Here is a 16615-nt window from a genome sequence, read left to right on the forward strand (position 1 = left end):
ACCGGCACGGGGCGGTTCACCACCGGCACGATGATTTGCTTGCCGTGCAGGTGCAGGTAGCGCTCGTCTTTGGGGTTTACGGCAATCGCCACGTCGCCCATGATGGTTTCGGGGCGCTGCGTAGCTACGACAATATGCTCATCGCTGCCCGCCACCCGATAGCGCACATAGTAGAGTTTGGATTTGGTTTCCTTGCGGATGACCTCGTCGTCTGCCAGCGCGGTTCTGCCTTGCGGGTCCCAATTGACCATGCGCAGCCCGCGGTAGATGTAGCCCGCTTTGTACCAATCTATAAAAACTTTCAATACTTGTTCAGAAAGTTTAGGCTCCATGGTAAAGCGGGTGCGTTCCCAGTCGCAGCTTGCGCCTAATTTTTTCAACTGTTCCAAAATGATGCCGCCGTATTTTTCCTTCCACTCCCAAGCGTATTTGAGAAACTCCTCGCGGCTCAGGTCGCGTTTGTTGATGCCTTTTTCTTCTTTGAGCATCTTCACCACTTTTGCCTCGGTGGCGATAGAGGCATGGTCGGTGCCGGGCACCCAGCAAGCCTCGTAGCCGCGCATCCGCGCGCGACGCACCAAAATATCCTGAATCGTATTGTTAAGCATATGCCCCATATGCAGCACGCCCGTTACGTTGGGCGGCGGAATGACTACGGTATAGGGCTTTTTATTCGGGTTGGGGGTAGAGTGGAAAAAACCTTCCCGCATCCAGCAGGCGTACCACTTGTCTTCGGTCTGTTGGGGGTTGTACGTTTTGGCTATGGACGACATATCTGCAAGTCAGAAAGTGAGCGGCAAAGATAGCGTTTTTTGCTAAGACCCGACGGGTTTCAAAAACCCGTCAGGTCTGGTGGATAGCAATCAGACTTGGCGATAATCTCGTCTATTCCATGCCTTCTAAGTCTGCATTTTCGCTGTGAAAAGCAGTAAAATCTTCCAAACCATTGAATAAACGCAACACCTCCGTCTTGTAACTCCCTGCCCTTTCAGTATTGAGGTAGGCATGATAAGAGGTAAATTCCCATGTTAAAATATCATTGGCAAAACCATGACGGACAGGATTTTGATGAATGTAGCGAAGCGTATTTAAAAAATGAGACTCATCGGCGATGAGAGAACGCTTGAACGGTCTTTCCAAAAGAGTACCTCTTCTGTTGTATTTTTTATTGTATGCCTTTGCATAAGCGTTGAAAAAATTACCAAATACCTGTGATATAAATGCAGCGTAGTCAAATGCGTGTATATCTGCATGCGTATTAGGATAAAGACTTTGATAGTGGCGTATGATTTCGTGTTCTCTTTTGACTTTTATCAAAAAATGAAAGTGATTGGGCATCAGGCAGAAAGCATATGTGGTAGTGATAGGCGCAATATACTGCTTGTATTTTTCTAAAAAATAGCGATAGTTATCAGATGTGCGAAACAGCAATTCATCTCCAACAGCATGATTAACGCAGTGATGATACTGCCCCGGAAGCATCGGTGGGTAATGGTCAATTTTCATACAAGTTTTGATTAGTTGGTCTTGTAAATATATGAAAAACAGCAAACAGACCTGCAACAAACCCGACGGGTCTCCAAGACCCGTCGGGTTTTGTTACTCGCTACCCCTGCTTACTCATCGGCGCTGCCAGCGCGGCTATGTGCTTGATTTCTACTTTTGGATTGCTTAATTTTTTGACAATGCGCTCATTTTCGGCTTGTACTTCGGGGTCTTGTTCCATGGCTTTTTGCCAAAGTCGGGCTTGCTTAGCTGCCTCTTCGTGGTTGACTAAGGGAAAAGGATAATCTGCTCCGATGCGGCATTTGTAAAACTGCTGCTCCATCGCGGTCATTTTCCAAGGTTCGTGGATAAGCGGCGCGGGTACGTGCCTGAGTTCCGGCACCCACTTGCGGATAAAGTCGCCTTGCGGGTCGTGGTCGTAGGACTGCTTGACAGGGTGGTAAACCCGCAGGAAGTGATGCCCGACCGCAAAACTCTGCATCTGAAACTGCGGATAGTGGATACCCGGCTCAAAATCAAGGAATTGCCGCGCAAGGTGTACCGCGCCGGGCTGCCAGTTTTGCCACAAGGTATGCGTCAGCACTGATACCAGCATTGCCCGCATCCGAAAGTTGAGGAAGCCCGTCGCTATGACTGCCCGCATACAGGCATCTGCCAGCGGAAAGCCTGTCTTGCCGTTTTTCCATGCTTCTATGTATTCAGGGATGACAGGTTTGGCAAATTTTTCATGCGCACGGTTGATATAGCCTGACTCCATGCGGCATTCCATCTCAAATTTTTGGATGTAATGACAATGCCACCAGAGCCGCGACTGAAAGTTGTGCATCTGCAAAGGCATGATGCCGGCCTGTTCCTGCTGCCGCGCGATTTGATATACTTGCCTGATACTCAACGCACCAAAAGCCAGATAAGGCGAAAGACGGCTGCAACTGCGGCGGCTTAGTTCAGGTTTGGACATGTGGCGGTTGTAGTTTTGCGCTCGCTCATTGAAAAAACTATTGGCATAGCGCCAAGCATTGGTTTCTCCGCCCGGTTGAAAATTTTTATCATCTCGCAAGATCGCATCGGGTAGGGGCATGAGGCGGCACTGCGGCTGCCACTTATCGGGCAGGTGAAGCGGATGAAGCGCCTGTAAATCAACCTTATCCCAAGGGCTATCCATGCGGCGCTGCCACTCTGCTACCCAACCGTGCCGCGTTTGTAGTCCGCGAATAGTTCCGTTGGCAGGGAATTCTTTCCAAATGATGCCCTTGCTTTGGCAAAATTTCTTGACAGCCTTGTCGCGTGTAAAAGTGATTTGCAGGTTGCTTTCTTCGTAGGAATACAGAAAGCGAATGTCTAACAGGTCGGAAAGTTGCTCAAAGACCTCCAACACCTCGCCGTGAAAGACGTACAGCGGTATATTGAGCGGCTGCAATTGCTGCTGCAAATCGTCTAGACATTGCCTGACAAAGCGCCAGTGGCGCGGGTCGCTTTCGGGGCAGTTCATATACGAAGGCTCAAAGCAAAAGCACAGCAGCGTAGGCAGCCCCGTAGCGGCAGCGGCCCGTAGCGGTGCATGGTCGCGCAGCCGCAAATCGCGTTTGAACCAGACTATTTGACAGGCTGTCCGTTGCAAGGTTTTCTATTGGTTACTTTTTTCGCACACTCATAACCAACGGATGGGGAGGAGGGTTTCACATCCGCTGGGCTATTCACGTACGCATGCAAGCAACCATCCCAATACCAACGGCTAAAACTTGCCGAAGATTCGGGATGGCTCAAACAATGTATGTAAGTATCTGATTTACTACACGTTGAAACGGAAGTGCATAATATCGCCGTCTTGCACAACGTATTCTTTGCCTTCAATAGCAATCTTGCCTGCTTCGCGACAGGCTGCTTCGGTACGATATTTAATATAGTCGGGCAGTTTGATTACCTCAGCTTTGATAAATCCGCGCTCAAAGTCGGAGTGAATGACGCCGGCGGCTTGTGGGGCTTTCCATCCGCGATGGATTGTCCATGCGCGCACTTCTTTTTCACCTGCGGTAAAGTAAGTAATCAGGTTCAGCAGGTCATAAGAAGCACGGATCAAACGGTCTAAGCCCGAATTTTTCAGTCCGTATTCTTCCAAGAAAATTTTGCGCTCTTCGGGGTCTTCTAAGGAGGCGATTTGGGCTTCAATAGCCGCACAAATGACAACTACCTGTGCATTTTCATCCTTTATTGCTTCTTTCAAACGTTCCACGTGTTTGTTGCCGCCTTTGGTAAGGTCTGATTCCTTTACATTGGCGGCATAAATGACAGGTTTTTGGGTGAGTAGGAACAAATCGGCGATGGCTTCCCATTCATCGGCTTGGGCTTCTATGGCGCGCACGTTTTTGCCCTGTTCCAGATGCGCCTTGAATTTTTCTAACGCAGCCAGTTCCTTCTTGCTTTTGGCATCGCCAGACTTGGCGGCGCGCTGCACTTTGGCTAATTTTTTCTCTACCGAATCCAAATCGCGGAGTTGCAATTCGGTATCAATAATTTCCTTGTCGGCAACCGGATCTACTTTGCCTGCTACGTGTACCACATTTTCGTCTTCAAAACAGCGAATCACGTGGATAATCGCATCCACCTCGCGGATATGGGCCAGAAATTGGTTGCCCAATCCTTCGCCTTTGCTTGCACCTTTCACCAGCCCGGCGATGTCCACAAACTCAATAATTGCAGGGATCACCTTCTGCGGATTTACGATTTCAGCCAGCAGGTCTAACCGCTCATCGGGAACGGTTACTACGCCCACATTAGGCTCAATGGTACAGAACGGATAGTTAGCCGCTTCGGCTTTGGCGTTGGAGAGCGCATTAAACAAAGTGGATTTGCCTACGTTAGGCAAACCGACAATACCGCATTTCAATCCCATTATCTTTAATTTTCAGGGCGCAAAGGTAGGTAATTTAGGCAAGACTTTTCAGGGCAGCCACCAATTTATCCAAATCGGCTAAGGTGGTGTATAAGTGGGGCGTGATGCGGACACCTCTCACGGCTGGCATGTCAATCGCCACAGTAAAAATCCGATGCTTATCGTACAGATAATCAGCTAATTGAGCGGGTGTCATACCCTTTACCGCTACGTTGCCAAGTGCGCAGGAGCGTTCGCGTTCCAGCGGCATATTGAGCGTAATATGTGGCATATCGGCAACTTTTTCGGCCCAATAATGACACAAATAGCGCAGGCGTTCTTCTTTGAGTTCACTGCCGATGAGTTGATGGAATCGGATGGCATTGGCAATGGCCAAATGGTTGGAACAGGGCTGCGTACCGTTGCGTTCAAACTTGCGGATATTGCCTTCACCCGCAGAAACATCGCCGAAGAGCGGCCAGATACGGGCTATTTTTTCCTTGCGAATGTAGAGCATCCCCGATCCCAGCGGCGCACATAACCATTTGTGCAGGCTTGTACCATAATAATCACATCGCAAATCAGGAATTTTAAAATTTAATTGACCAAAAGCATGTGCGCCATCAACAAAAACTTCTATGTTGCGCGTTTTGCCCCAGTCGCACAGTTTGCGCACGGGTAAAATCTGCCCGGTCAAATTAATGACATGTGTTACTAACATGGCTTTTGTACGGGCGGTTGTGGCTTGGGCGTAAGCATCTAAAATTTCCTCATCGCTCTTGGGATGCAGCGGCAGGGTAATTGTTTTTACAACAATGCCTTCGCGTTTAGCGCGCATGTGAACAGCTTCCACCATGTTGGGATAATCTTGGTCGCTGATGATAAATTCATCGCCTTTTTGCATCGGCAAACCGGCAATTAAATTATCTAAGGCTTCGGTAGCATTGCGCAACAGTGCAATTTCATCAGGCGATACTCCGGCAAATTCTGCCAATAGGCGGCGGATGTTTTCGCGCTCTTCAAACTGCCGGCGGCGCATGTAGAATGTATGCAAACTGTTGATTTCCCGAATGTTATCCATCCATGCCTCTTGCGTTTCCAGCGGCATGGGGCTGAAGTAGCCGTTTTCTAAGTTGATGAAATGCGGCGAAGGGCGAAAGGCGCGCTGTACGGGCAGCCAAAAGCGCTCATCGCGTGCCAGTTGCTCGATGTTATCGCGGCGAAAAGCAGCAAGTTCGCGCTCCAAGGCGGCCAGCGACTTGTTGCTGTGTAGCAAAAGGGCGCCGCCTGCTGTGGCGGCTACTGTTCTGCGGATAAAATTCCGTCGTTGCATAGTTTTATTATCCTTCAAGACACCAGCCACTCTAAGGCTTCTTTGTCGCTAAAAAAGTTGCGCATTTCAAATAAAGCCTCGTCTTCCTGCATTTGGTTGGCTTCTTCTATAATCTGTTCATTGGAAAGTTCAGCAATCAAATCTTGGGGCATGACAATAGCATACCTTTGTAGAAGGCCCTTATTTGCCATTTGTTGCAATTGCGCAGCTACCCACACTTGTACCTCAGGCACAATAGGATAATTGACTTGAACGCTGTTATCCAACACTTTGCCGTAGCCTGTTGAGGCGAGCAGGTCGAGGCACTGTTGCACTTCGTCGCAAATCAACTGTTCTGAGGGCAGCATATCAACTTTGAACCATTCGCAGTAAAGGATTTTAAGTAATGGTTCTACATAGCAACGCACCAATTGGCCACAGTAAACAAGTTGGGTACTCATTGCAGGAGCGCAGATTGGAGTTCCTTACAAATATACTTTTCGTTTGAATAGAATTCAACATATTTAAACACAATAGCTAAATTTGTCGTTTTACAGCAAACAAGCAAAAACAATGGCACAAGAACCTTTCAAAAGGGAAAAAAATACGCTCAGCGATTACCTTTCATTAGGCCCCATGCTGGGCTATTTCATGCGAGTTTTTAAAAAGGATGGGGGCAGCAGCTACTCCAATTTTAATTTGCGAATGATGCACGGAATCAATCGGATATCTATTCTGATGTTTCTTTTCTGTGTGATTGTACTCATCGTTCGCCGCCTTTTTATGTAAAAAGAGCCTGCTTTTTGTTAGTTGTACAGCGAATAGAGGAACGACATGCACATAGAAGCATTCAGAGATTTTTGTCTTTCGCTGGCCGGCGCAACAGAGGAGTTTCCCTTCGACGAGCAAACCTTAGTTTTCAAGGTGGGTAGTAAAATCTTTGCGCTTACAGATGTAGATCATTTTGAGAGTATCAGCCTGAAGTGCAGAACTCGCTGTAGAATTACGGGAAAAGTACAACGACGTAAAGCCGGGCTATCACATGAACAAGCGGCATTGGAATACGATAACAGTCAACGGAGATGTACCGGATGCCCAACTCCTACATTGGATTCTCCATTCCTACGAACTTGTTTTAGCAAACCTTCCTAAAAAAATACAATCTGCTATTGCCGCTGAGAAACACGATGCTGCTTAAAAACTGCTCTGCTCTATTGGCGATGGTCTGGTCGCTTTCGCTTATTGCGCAAACTTACACGGTGGAAGGCATTGTCATGAATATGGACACGCGCGAACCACTTGCAGGTGCATTAGTTATCGTTACTTCTAATACAAGCATGAACCAAATGCGGATTTTGGTAGGCGACGACGGCAGTTACAAGGTCAATCTCCAACAAGGCAATTCTTATCTGATTTCAGCTATACACAGCGAATATTTTGCTAAACCCGCACAAAAAATAAACACTATTGGCGAAAAAACGAGCTATCAACTGCCAATAGCACTTCGGAGAATTTTTAAAGACCACCCTTACAGAATTGACAGTATTTACTTTGATATTGTGTCCGATTCACTATTGCCCGCATCCAACCCTGCACTGTTGCAACTGCAGTTGCTTTTATCGCTCAACAGCCGCATCAAGGTCGAGATAGCCGTACACACCGACGCGCGCGGCGACGATGGATTCAATCTTAGGCTTTCCCAGCAGCGCGCTGTTCGAATTACAGACTATCTGGTTAGCAAGGGAATAGACAGTAGGCGGCTCATTGCCAAAGGCTATGGTGAAACGCAACTGATCAACCATTGCCGAAACGAGGTAAAATGCAGCAATGCCGAACATCTGGTCAACCGAAGAGTAGAGCTGATTGTAAGAGATTATTGAAAAAATCCTGTAACCTTGCTGTGGACTGTGCGTATAAATTTATGTCGTCAAATTAGTTACAGCCATGAAATCTCTTACCAAATCTCAAGAAAACAAAGTTATAGCGGGTGTTTGTGGTGGCTTGGGTCGCTATTTCAACATAGATGCTGCGCTTATCCGCGTAGGATTTGTGCTGGCTGCCGTTTTTGGCATTGGCATGCCTGTCATACTTTATTTGATACTGGCAGCAGTACTTCCCAGCGAAAAATACTGGTAAACATCAAACAGCAGTAAATAGCGTCTTCTTTCATATTGAACTGCAAACAAAAGAGGCTGTCCAAAAAGTAACATAGACTTTAGTCTGTGATCGTTGAAATACTTGATAATCAGACGGCTACAGGCTGAAGTCTGCGCTACATGTGGCCTTTCTGGACAGCCTCTTTTTATTTTGTGTTTCTCAATCAATCTTCAGAATAGCCATAAATGCCTCCTGCGGTACTTCTACGCTGCCGATCTGGCGCATGCGTTTCTTGCCTTTCTTCTGCTTTTCCAACAGCTTGCGCTTACGGGAAATGTCGCCGCCATAGCATTTTGCCAATACATTTTTACGCAGGGCCTTAATCGTTTCGCGGGCGATAATCTTACCACCGATAGCCGCCTGAATTGCGATTTCGAATTGCTGTCGAGGCAAAAGTTCGCGCAGTTTTTCGCAGAGTTGTTTGCCCCATTCATATGCCTTGTCGCGGTGTACAATAGCGGAAAGTGCATCTACCTTTTCGCCGTTGAGTAGTATATCGAGCTTTACCATGTTCGACTTTCGGTAGCCAATCAGTTCATAGTCAAGCGAAGCATAGCCGCGCGAAATAGATTTGAGCTTATCGAAGAAGTCGAATACCATTTCAGAAAGCGGCATTTCGAAGATCATCTCTACGCGGTCAATGGTCAGGTAGGACTGCGAAACCAGAATGCCGCGCTTGTCCATGCAAAGTGTCATTACAGCCCCGATGTATTCTGACTTAGTGATGATTTGCGCCTTGATATATGGCTCTTCGATCCAGTCCAATACGCTGAGATCGGGCATTTCGGAGGGTGCGTTTACTGTGAGTTGTTCTCCGTTTTTGAGAAATGCACGGAACGATACAGACGGTACAGTTATCAGTACAGTCATGTCAAATTCGCGTTCCAAACGTTCTTGTACAATTTCCATGTGCAGCATGCCCAAAAAGCCGCAGCGGTAGCCAAAGCCCAGTGCTGCCGAACTTTCAGGCTCCCAGACTAATGCCGCATCGTTGAGTTGCAACTTTTCGAGAGAAGCGCGCAGGTTTTCCAGTTCGGATGTATCTACCGGATAAATACCTGCAAATACCATTGGTTTTACCTCTGAAAAGCCTTTGATGGCTTCCTTGCAAGGATTGCTGACGTGGGTAATGGTATCCCCTACTTTTACCTCGCGGGCAGATTTGATCCCCGAAATCAGGTAGCCTACGTTTCCGGCAGACATTTCCTGCACAGGTTCTTGTTTGAACTTGAGGATTCCTATTTCGTCTGCGATGTACTCTTTGCCGGTATTGAAGAATTTAACCTTATCGCCTTTTCTGATGGTGCCGTTCATTACGCGGAAGATTACTTCTACGCCACGAAAGCTATTGAAAGACGAATCGAAGATGAGTGCTTGCAGAGGAGCATTTGGATCGCCTTTGGGTGCGGGGATGCGCTCTGCAACTGCATCCAAAATTTCTTTAATTCCAATGCCTTCTTTGCCACTGGCAGGGATAATATCCTCGCGCCTACAGCCGAGCAAATCAACCATTTGATCTTTTACTTCTTCCGGCATTGCGCCCGGCAGATCTATTTTGTTCAACACAGGTATGATCTCCAAGTTATTGCCTAGTGCGAGGAAGAGGTTAGAGATTGTTTGTGCTTCGATGCCTTGCGAAGCATCTACGAGCAACAATGCACCTTCGCAGGCTGCAATTGAGCGGGATACTTCGTAAGAAAAATCAACGTGTCCGGGGGTATCAATCAGGTTAAATATGTATGCTTCTCCCTTGTAGTGGTAAGTCATTTGGATCGCATGGCTTTTGATTGTAATGCCACGCTCGCGCTCCAAATCCATGTTATCGAGCAACTGATCCTGCATTTCCCGCTCAGCGATCGTATTGGTGTACTCTAGCAAACGGTCTGCAAGCGTGCTTTTCCCATGGTCAATATGAGCAATAATGCAAAAATTGCGAATGTTTTTCATAGTGCAAAATTAACACGAAACAGCGATATAACGTATTGTATGCAAAAGGGTTTGTAGCAAGCAAAGGAGGTTAGTGAAAATAGCTGATTTTAAATACTTTGGCAGCTTTCATTTGCCGGTAACCCAACTGCACAGTGTTGCGTTATACAAAGTATACAATATGACAAGATACGCCTAACGATGCAATTATCTCTAAACGTTTCTGCACCAAAATTCAGTCTCACGGATGTTTTTGGGCGCACAATTGACTTGGCTACCTATGAAGGTAAGCGCGTGTTGATAGCATTTTTTCGCCATACGGGTTGCCCCTTTTGTAACATGCGCGTGCATACGCTGCAAAAACACAGACAGGAGTTTGCCGCCAGAAATCTGGAAATGATTTTTTTCTTCGAGTCGAAAGAAAAAGTAATTCTGAATAGCACTTTTCACAAAGAAGTGTCGCCGACACCAATTATTTCAGATCCTGAAAAAACTTGGTATGGTATCTACGGGCTAGAGGAATCTGCTAAAAAATCGCTTTATAGCCATCTGACGAGCTTTATCCAGACAGCGGTGAGTGCAAAACTGAAAGGATTACCGGTGCATGCAATGCCCGACGGAGAATCAATCAATACTATTCCCGCTGAGTTTCTTTTAGACGAAAAATTGATTATCAGAGAGTTGAAATATGCAGCACATCTCAATGATCGCTTTTCTGTCAAAGAGATTCGCGATTTTCTCGATAAGATGGATGCTAAAGCCGTCGCTGCTACCGGATCCACTGAAAAAAATGTAAATTATTAGCGTATTTATCGCCGATGGACAATAAAATGAGCCATGCTTTTCCAATAATAAAGTTCTCTGGTATCAGCCCGAAGCGACGCGAGTCAGTTTTATGTGCGCTTCTGTTATCATTCAAAACAAAATAGTAGTTCTGCTGAAATGTGTATTGGTTGACTATTTGCCCTTTGATTCGGACGATGCGCTTTTTGCCATCATAGCCGTTGCCTTCTATGTGTAGGTCTGTGCCCTGCTCGTATTCCAGCAGCCAGTCGTAGAGGGCCAAAGTAGTATCGTTCAGCACGATGGTGTGTCCTTTTTTAGGTATCCACAAGGGGCCGAAAAAAAATTGATTCCATTCAAAAAAGACAGAGTAGGGGAAAGTAGTTGTTGCCTCTAATCCGCGTTTGACAATGATTCTATTGATCTGTAAAATGGGTGCTTGCTGTTGAAGTTCAGCAGCTTTTGCTCCTGTACAAGAGATAACATAGTATGATCCTATCGTTTGCACTTCTGCAATGCCCAGTTCGTGCAGGTATGCTACAGGGTTTGGATGATTTACTAAGAGCGAGTAAGGATATGCAAGCCGTGCAGTATCTTCAGTAATGTGTGAGGCAATCAGGTTATCTATTCGGACAGAGTCGCCCGGCAGGCCGATACATCGCCCGACAAACTTGGCTCGCATATCAGCGGGAGCGTTCTGAGGTACACGTGGATGGTTGAAATAAATTACATCTCGATGTTTAATGTCTGTAAAACCCGGCAGGCGAAAAACAGGTAACTGCGGTTGTTTGAGAAAAGTAGGTATGCTATCGCCAATGTAAGATTCGGTCAGCGGTATTTTGAGCAGGGTAGCCGGGGTTCGCGGGCCGTAATGCAGTTTACTGACAAGAATCCAGTCATCTTTAAACAGGGTAGGAGACATGTCTGCACTGCGCAGCGATGCGACCTCAAAGGCAAACATTTGGATTAGCGAGGCAATAGCAAAGGCAACAGCAGCTTGGGCAATCCATTGCCTGAAGGGCTTTGCGTGCTTGTCAGCTTTGTTATGCGAGTTCATGTCAGGGTAAATTCTTGTTTGTTTCGCCCAAAGGTCATAATTTTGCACCGAAAATCCTGTGGACGTGTTCTGCAAGGGATTAAACAAATTTTAAAATGGCAGTTAAAATTCGCTTGGCTCGTCGCGGCCGTAAAAAATTAGCGATCTATGACATTGTAGTAGCCGATGCCCGCTCTCCTCGCGATGGTCGTTTTATCGAAAAAATCGGCATCTACAACCCTAATACCAATCCTGCATCTATCGAACTGAACGGCGACAAAGCGCTGCAGTGGTTGATGAATGGTGCGCAGCCTACCGATACTGCGCGTCGTATCTTATCTTACAAAGGCGTTTTGATGCGCAAGCACTTGCAAGTTGGCGTAATCAAAGGCGCTATCACGCAGGAACAAGCAGATGCCCGCTACAGTGAGTGGATGAAAGGTAAAGAAGCACAAATACAAGCTAAAATTGATAGTCTCAAATTAGGCAAAGAAGCTGATAAGAAGGCTAAGTTGGCAGCTGAAGCAAAAGTGAAAGAAGCACGCGCTGAATCTATTCGCCAAAAGCAGTCAGCTGCTGAGCCTGTTGCTCAGGCAGATGTACCTACAGCCGAGTAGTTATCGCCACCACTACCGGAAAAATTCAGATCCTGACAGGTTAGAAGCATCTGTCAGGATTTTTCTATACTGAAGTCTATAGCAGCTAACGACAGGCAGGCATTTGGCAACACGCTTGCTTTAAAATCAAAAATCATATGAAAAAATCTGATTGCTTCGAATTGGGCTACATCACCAAGCCGCACGGATTAGACGGCGAACTCTTTGCTGTGTTCGATGTGGACGACGTTCAGCCCTATACGGATTTGAAAGGCATATTGGTAGAAGTAAAAGGCTCGCTGGTACCTTATGAGATCACGTGGTTGCAGTTCATGGATAAAAAAATTACCATCAAATTAGAGGGTGTTGATACCATAGAAAAGGCTAATGAGTTAAAAAGCAAGACGATCTACCTGCCACTCAGCCAGTTACCCAAACTCGAAGAGGGGCAGTTTTATTACCACGAAATAATTGGCTATCAGGTACAAGATGCTATTCAGGGGCTTATCGGTCATGTAAAGTTAATTTACACGATGCCCGGACAAGACCTGATCGCTATTGATTATGAAGGAACAGAGGTAATGGTTCCGATTAATGACGAATTTATTGTTAAAGTAGATCATCAGTTGAAAACCTTATTTACTAATCTGCCCGAAGGACTAATTGATATTTATCTACAACCTTGATTTGCCGTATGAGAATAGACATTATCACATGTCTGCCCAAAATGTTGGATAGCTTTGTTTACCAGTCTATCATGCAGCGCGCACAAAGCAAAGGACTGGTTGAGATAGTTGTCCACGACCTGCGCGACTATTCGAACAACAAGGCGCGCCAGATAGACGACTATCCGTTTGGTGGCGGGGCAGGTATGGTAATGATGATCGAGCCGATTGCTAGGTGTATCCGCAAACTACAGGCAGAAAGAAGCTATAACGAAATCATTTATATGACTCCCGATGGTAAGCGGTTTGACCAGCGAATGGCCAACAGGCTTTCACTTTTAGACAATCTGATGATTCTCTGCGGGCATTACAAGGGAGTAGATGAGCGTGTACGCGAGCATTTTATCACCTTAGAAATCTCGATTGGTGATTTTGTACTTTCCGGGGGTGAACTGGCCGCGGCCGTAGTAGCCGATGCAATTGTGCGCTTGCTGCCCGGGGTGCTGTCCGACGAAACCTCTGCCCTAACCGATTCTTTTCAGGACAACCTGCTCGCACCTCCCGTCTATACGCGTCCGGCAGACTTTGAGGGATGGAAAGTTCCCGAAGTTTTACTCAGCGGACACGAGGCAAATATTACCGAGTGGCGTTTTCAGCAGTCGCTGCAGCGCACGCAGACTCGCCGCCCTGACTTGCTTGAATAAGACCCGTATTTGCGTAGGGCGGTTTCTGTCTGTGTGTTGCAATAAGCAAATATCCGCTAACAAGCGGGAGAGCTAGCGGATTTCAACGGTTACTGATTTATATTTGCGCAAAAAAAACAGCTATGCTTGATTTCTTTCGGCAATACATAGGCAAACCTGCTTCTGAAATACCATCGCCGCCGTTTACCCAATGGCTGGACGGTACGCTGAGGCGTGTGGACCAAGGCGAATTGGAAGCAGAGTTTGTTGTTCGCAAAGAGATGACAAATCCTGCGGGGATGTTGCACGGTGGTATTCATTCAGCTATTCTCGATGATATTGTTGGCATGACCGTCGCGCTTTACGGACTCGAAAACCTATATGTATCGGTTAATCTGTCTGTTGATTTCCTTGCACCTGCTCGCATTGGTGATAAAGTAATTGCCCGTTCTAAGGTGATCCGTGCAGGTAAAACGATTGTGAATGCCGTTGCAGAACTCTACAATGAAGGCGGAATGCTCCTAAGCCGCGCAACTACCAACATGGCAAATACAGGGCTTCCGTCTATCCAAGCTCAATCATTTTAAATTACATAACTGATTTACAAAACGATGAAGAACCTTCGCTTTGCATTATTTGCTTTTATTTTGTTAGGTACAACTTCATGTGGTATCAATAATCATAATCGCGCCGAGTTAGTGCCTGTAAACGCCGATGATACACGTATTTACGGTGAGGTAGGCGGCCCTGCGTTGCAGTTGGCAAACAAGTACGAAGACGACAAAACAGGTAAAACACAGGAACGCATCAGCGCTATCCGCGATAAATTTTTTCCTCAGTAGTGTAGCTCAATAATTGATCCGACGCGCTTGCAGTTGTACGCAAGCGCTTTTTAATTTTCGTCCGACATGAATATCAAAATTACTTTTCCTGATGGCAACATTCGTGAGTTTGCCCGAGGAACCTCCGCAATGGACATTGCGCTGAGTATCAGCGAGGGACTGGCGCGTAATGTGCTGGCAGCCAAAGTTAATGGCGAGGTGCAAGATGTCTCGCGTCCGATTATGCACGATGCAACCTTGCAACTGCTCACATGGAACGATGCTGAAGGCAAAGCAACTTTCTGGCATTCGTCTGCTCACTTAATGGCAGAGGCACTCGAAGCACTTTATCCCGGTATCAAATTAGGCATTGGCCCTGCCATTGAGAATGGGTTTTACTACGACATTGACTTCAACGGGCACACCTTCACGCAAGATGCTTTTGAGAAAATAGAAGCGAAAATACTGGAGCTGGCAAGGCAAAAAAATCCTTTTAAACGCTTAGAAGTAAGTAAAGCAGATGCAATTGCGTACTTCACTGAGAAGGGTGATCCTTACAAGTTGGAATTGATAGAAGGACTCAACGATGGCGAGATTACCTTCTACCAACAGGGAAATTTTACCGATCTGTGTCGTGGCCCACATATTCCTGATACAGGATTTATCAAAGCTGTTAAGTTGTTGAACACGGCAGGCGCATACTGGCGGGGCAATGAGAAAAATAAAATGCTTACCCGTATTTACGGCATTACATTTCCTAAAGATAAGGAGCTGAAAGATTATTTGACCTTGCTGGAGGAAGCCAAAAAGCGCGACCACCGCAAGTTAGGCAAGGAATTGGAATTGTTCACCTTCTCCGAAAGAGTAGGGCAGGGGCTACCGCTGTGGTTGCCTAAGGGCGCTATCCTTCGCGATCGCCTAGAGCAATTTCTCAAAAAAACACAGTTAAGATCCGGCTATCAGCAGGTGGTTACTCCACATATCGGCAGCAAGCAACTCTATGTAACTTCCGGACACTATGCCAAGTATGGCAAAGATTCATTCCAGCCGATTCATACGCCCGACCAAGACGAGGAATTTTTGCTCAAGCCAATGAACTGTCCGCACCATTGCGAAATTTACAAAGCAAAACCGCGTTCTTACCGCGATCTGCCTTTGCGCTTAGCAGAGTTCGGCACGGTTTATCGCTACGAGCAAAGCGGTGAGCTACATGGGCTGACTCGCGTGCGCGGCTTTACACAGGATGATGCACATATTTTCTGTCGCCCTGATCAAGTAAAAGAAGAATTTAAAAAAGTAATTGACCTCGTGCTGTATGTATTTTCGGTATTAGGTTTCAAAGAGTATGTTGCTCAGGTATCGCTGCGCGATAAAGAAGACCGCAGCAAATATATTGGCGAAGACGAGCTTTGGGAAAAAGCAGAGCAGGCGATCATTGAGGCTACTGCCGAAAAAGGTATGAAGACCGTTGTAGAGTACGGCGAGGCTGCTTTCTATGGACCCAAGTTAGACTTCATGGTGAAAGATGCACTAGGGCGTAAGTGGCAACTGGGTACTATTCAGGTAGACTACAACCTGCCCAATCGCTTTGAGTTGGAGTATATTGGTGCTGATAACCAGCGTCATCGCCCTGTGATGATCCACCGCGCGCCGTTTGGTTCGATGGAGCGCTTTGTGGCAGTTCTGACCGAACACTGCGCCGGGAATTTCCCGCTTTGGCTTTCGCCCGACCAAGTAGCTGTGCTACCAATTTCCGAGAAGTATCAGGAATATGCACAGGAACTCTTTAACCTGCTACAAGAGCATGATATTGCTGGCTATTTGGATGAGCGCGACGAAAAAATCGGCAGAAAGATACGCGATGCAGAGGTAAAAAAAGTGCCGTTTATGTTGATTGTAGGCGAAAAGGAACAACAGGAACGTGCTGTATCTGTGCGCAGAAAAGGCGACGGCGACCTTGGCAGTATGCCTATTGGTGAGTTTGTTGCTTATTTCAAGGCGCAGGTAGATGCTTTGCTAAGCCAAAAAGCCTAAGCATTGTGAATCTACTGAAAGCAAAGCCTCTGTACAAAATTGTGTGGAGGCTTTTGCTTTTTTATGTAATTTTCGCTTATGATTCAGAAATATCCCATCGGCATACAAGATTTTGGCGAATTGCGCAGAGGCGGCTATGTCTATATTGACAAAACGCCGCATATTTTCCGCTTGATAGATCAGGGGAAATATTACTTCCTTTCCCGTCCGCGTCGCTTTGGTAAGTC

General features: G+C 46.5%; 19 protein-coding genes and 1 pseudogene. 12 read left to right on the top strand and 8 right to left on the bottom strand.

Going from position 1 to position 16615, the window contains the following annotated elements:
- The 6 genes from ACWIP2_RS00210 to ACWIP2_RS00235 all read right to left on the bottom strand — a co-directional run.
- A partial coding sequence (locus tag ACWIP2_RS00210; protein WP_448517868.1) for a class I tRNA ligase family protein occupies positions 1-773 on the bottom strand: 773 nt, incomplete at its 3' end.
- A gap of 112 nt (positions 774-885) precedes the next feature.
- Entirely contained in the window at positions 886-1506 is a 621-nt protein-coding gene (locus ACWIP2_RS00215; protein WP_448517869.1) for a transposase, read from the bottom strand.
- A gap of 100 nt (positions 1507-1606) precedes the next feature.
- Positions 1607-3124: an FAD-binding domain-containing protein gene (locus ACWIP2_RS00220; RefSeq protein WP_448517870.1), complete on the bottom strand. Its 1518-nt coding sequence runs from the start codon at positions 3122-3124 to the stop codon at positions 1607-1609.
- Between the two features lie 171 nt (positions 3125-3295).
- Positions 3296-4396, bottom strand: a complete 1101-nt coding sequence (ychF, locus tag ACWIP2_RS00225) for a redox-regulated ATPase YchF (RefSeq protein WP_448517871.1) — start codon at positions 4394-4396, stop codon at positions 3296-3298.
- A 34-nt stretch (positions 4397-4430) separates the two neighbouring features.
- Positions 4431-5708, bottom strand: a complete 1278-nt coding sequence (locus ACWIP2_RS00230) for an aminotransferase class V-fold PLP-dependent enzyme (RefSeq protein WP_448517872.1) — start codon at positions 5706-5708, stop codon at positions 4431-4433.
- A 14-nt stretch (positions 5709-5722) separates the two neighbouring features.
- Positions 5723-6148: a hypothetical protein gene (locus ACWIP2_RS00235; RefSeq protein ID WP_448517873.1), complete on the bottom strand. Its 426-nt coding sequence runs from the start codon at positions 6146-6148 to the stop codon at positions 5723-5725.
- A gap of 112 nt (positions 6149-6260) precedes the next feature.
- Here ACWIP2_RS00235 and ACWIP2_RS00240 point away from each other — a divergent pair, with 112 nt between their 5' ends.
- The 4 genes and pseudogenes from ACWIP2_RS00240 to ACWIP2_RS00255 all read left to right on the top strand — a co-directional run bounded on the left by ACWIP2_RS00240 (position 6261) and on the right by ACWIP2_RS00255 (position 7823).
- Positions 6261-6476: a DUF6728 family protein gene (locus ACWIP2_RS00240; protein ID WP_448517874.1), complete on the top strand. Its 216-nt coding sequence runs from the start codon at positions 6261-6263 to the stop codon at positions 6474-6476.
- 45 nt (positions 6477-6521) lie between these two features.
- A pseudogene (locus tag ACWIP2_RS00245) lies at positions 6522-6885 on the top strand (MmcQ/YjbR family DNA-binding protein).
- Positions 6875-7567 (top strand): OmpA family protein, encoded by a 693-nt coding sequence (locus tag ACWIP2_RS00250; protein WP_448517875.1) that lies wholly within the window; start codon positions 6875-6877, stop codon positions 7565-7567. Before ACWIP2_RS00245 ends, ACWIP2_RS00250 begins: the two are co-directional and overlap by 11 nt.
- A gap of 64 nt (positions 7568-7631) precedes the next feature.
- Positions 7632-7823: a PspC domain-containing protein gene (locus ACWIP2_RS00255; RefSeq protein WP_448517876.1), complete on the top strand. Its 192-nt coding sequence runs from the start codon at positions 7632-7634 to the stop codon at positions 7821-7823.
- 180 nt (positions 7824-8003) lie between these two features.
- On the opposite strand, the gene lepA is transcribed toward ACWIP2_RS00255, so the two are convergent.
- Entirely contained in the window at positions 8004-9791 is a 1788-nt protein-coding gene (lepA, locus tag ACWIP2_RS00260) for a translation elongation factor 4 (protein ID WP_448517877.1), read from the bottom strand.
- A 180-nt stretch (positions 9792-9971) separates the two neighbouring features.
- On the opposite strand from lepA, the gene ACWIP2_RS00265 reads away from it, so the two are divergent.
- A complete protein-coding gene (locus ACWIP2_RS00265; RefSeq protein ID WP_448517878.1) occupies positions 9972-10574 on the top strand; it encodes a redoxin domain-containing protein in 603 nt (200 codons plus the stop codon).
- Here the strand turns inward: ACWIP2_RS00265 and lepB are convergent.
- On the bottom strand, positions 10540-11610 hold the full coding sequence (gene lepB / locus ACWIP2_RS00270) for a signal peptidase I (protein WP_448517879.1): 1071 nt from the start codon (positions 11608-11610) through the stop codon (positions 10540-10542). The genes ACWIP2_RS00265 and lepB overlap by 35 nt on opposite strands.
- A gap of 95 nt (positions 11611-11705) precedes the next feature.
- Here lepB and ACWIP2_RS00275 point away from each other — a divergent pair, with 95 nt between their 5' ends.
- The 7 genes from ACWIP2_RS00275 to ACWIP2_RS00305 form a co-directional block, all read left to right on the top strand.
- Complete coding sequence (locus ACWIP2_RS00275) at positions 11706-12206, top strand: 30S ribosomal protein S16 (protein ID WP_448517880.1); 501 nt, start codon at positions 11706-11708, stop codon at positions 12204-12206.
- Between the two features lie 137 nt (positions 12207-12343).
- Positions 12344-12871: a ribosome maturation factor RimM gene (gene rimM / locus ACWIP2_RS00280; RefSeq protein WP_448517881.1), complete on the top strand. Its 528-nt coding sequence runs from the start codon at positions 12344-12346 to the stop codon at positions 12869-12871.
- An 8-nt stretch (positions 12872-12879) separates the two neighbouring features.
- The gene (gene trmD, locus ACWIP2_RS00285) at positions 12880-13554 is read left to right on the top strand and encodes a tRNA (guanosine(37)-N1)-methyltransferase TrmD (RefSeq protein ID WP_448517882.1); all 675 of its coding nucleotides are present in this window, start codon (positions 12880-12882) and stop codon (positions 13552-13554) included.
- Between the two features lie 122 nt (positions 13555-13676).
- Entirely contained in the window at positions 13677-14120 is a 444-nt protein-coding gene (locus tag ACWIP2_RS00290) for a PaaI family thioesterase (protein ID WP_448517883.1), read from the top strand.
- Positions 14121-14144: 24 nt separating this feature from the next.
- On the top strand, positions 14145-14375 hold the full coding sequence (locus ACWIP2_RS00295) for a hypothetical protein (protein WP_448517884.1): 231 nt from the start codon (positions 14145-14147) through the stop codon (positions 14373-14375).
- 66 nt (positions 14376-14441) lie between these two features.
- Positions 14442-16388: a threonine--tRNA ligase gene (gene thrS / locus ACWIP2_RS00300; protein ID WP_448517885.1), complete on the top strand. Its 1947-nt coding sequence runs from the start codon at positions 14442-14444 to the stop codon at positions 16386-16388.
- Between the two features lie 78 nt (positions 16389-16466).
- Positions 16467-16615, top strand: a 149-nt coding sequence (locus ACWIP2_RS00305; protein ID WP_448517886.1) for an AAA family ATPase, incomplete at its 3' end; no start/stop codon positions are given.

This window comes from Rhodoflexus sp. (assembly GCF_053489755.1).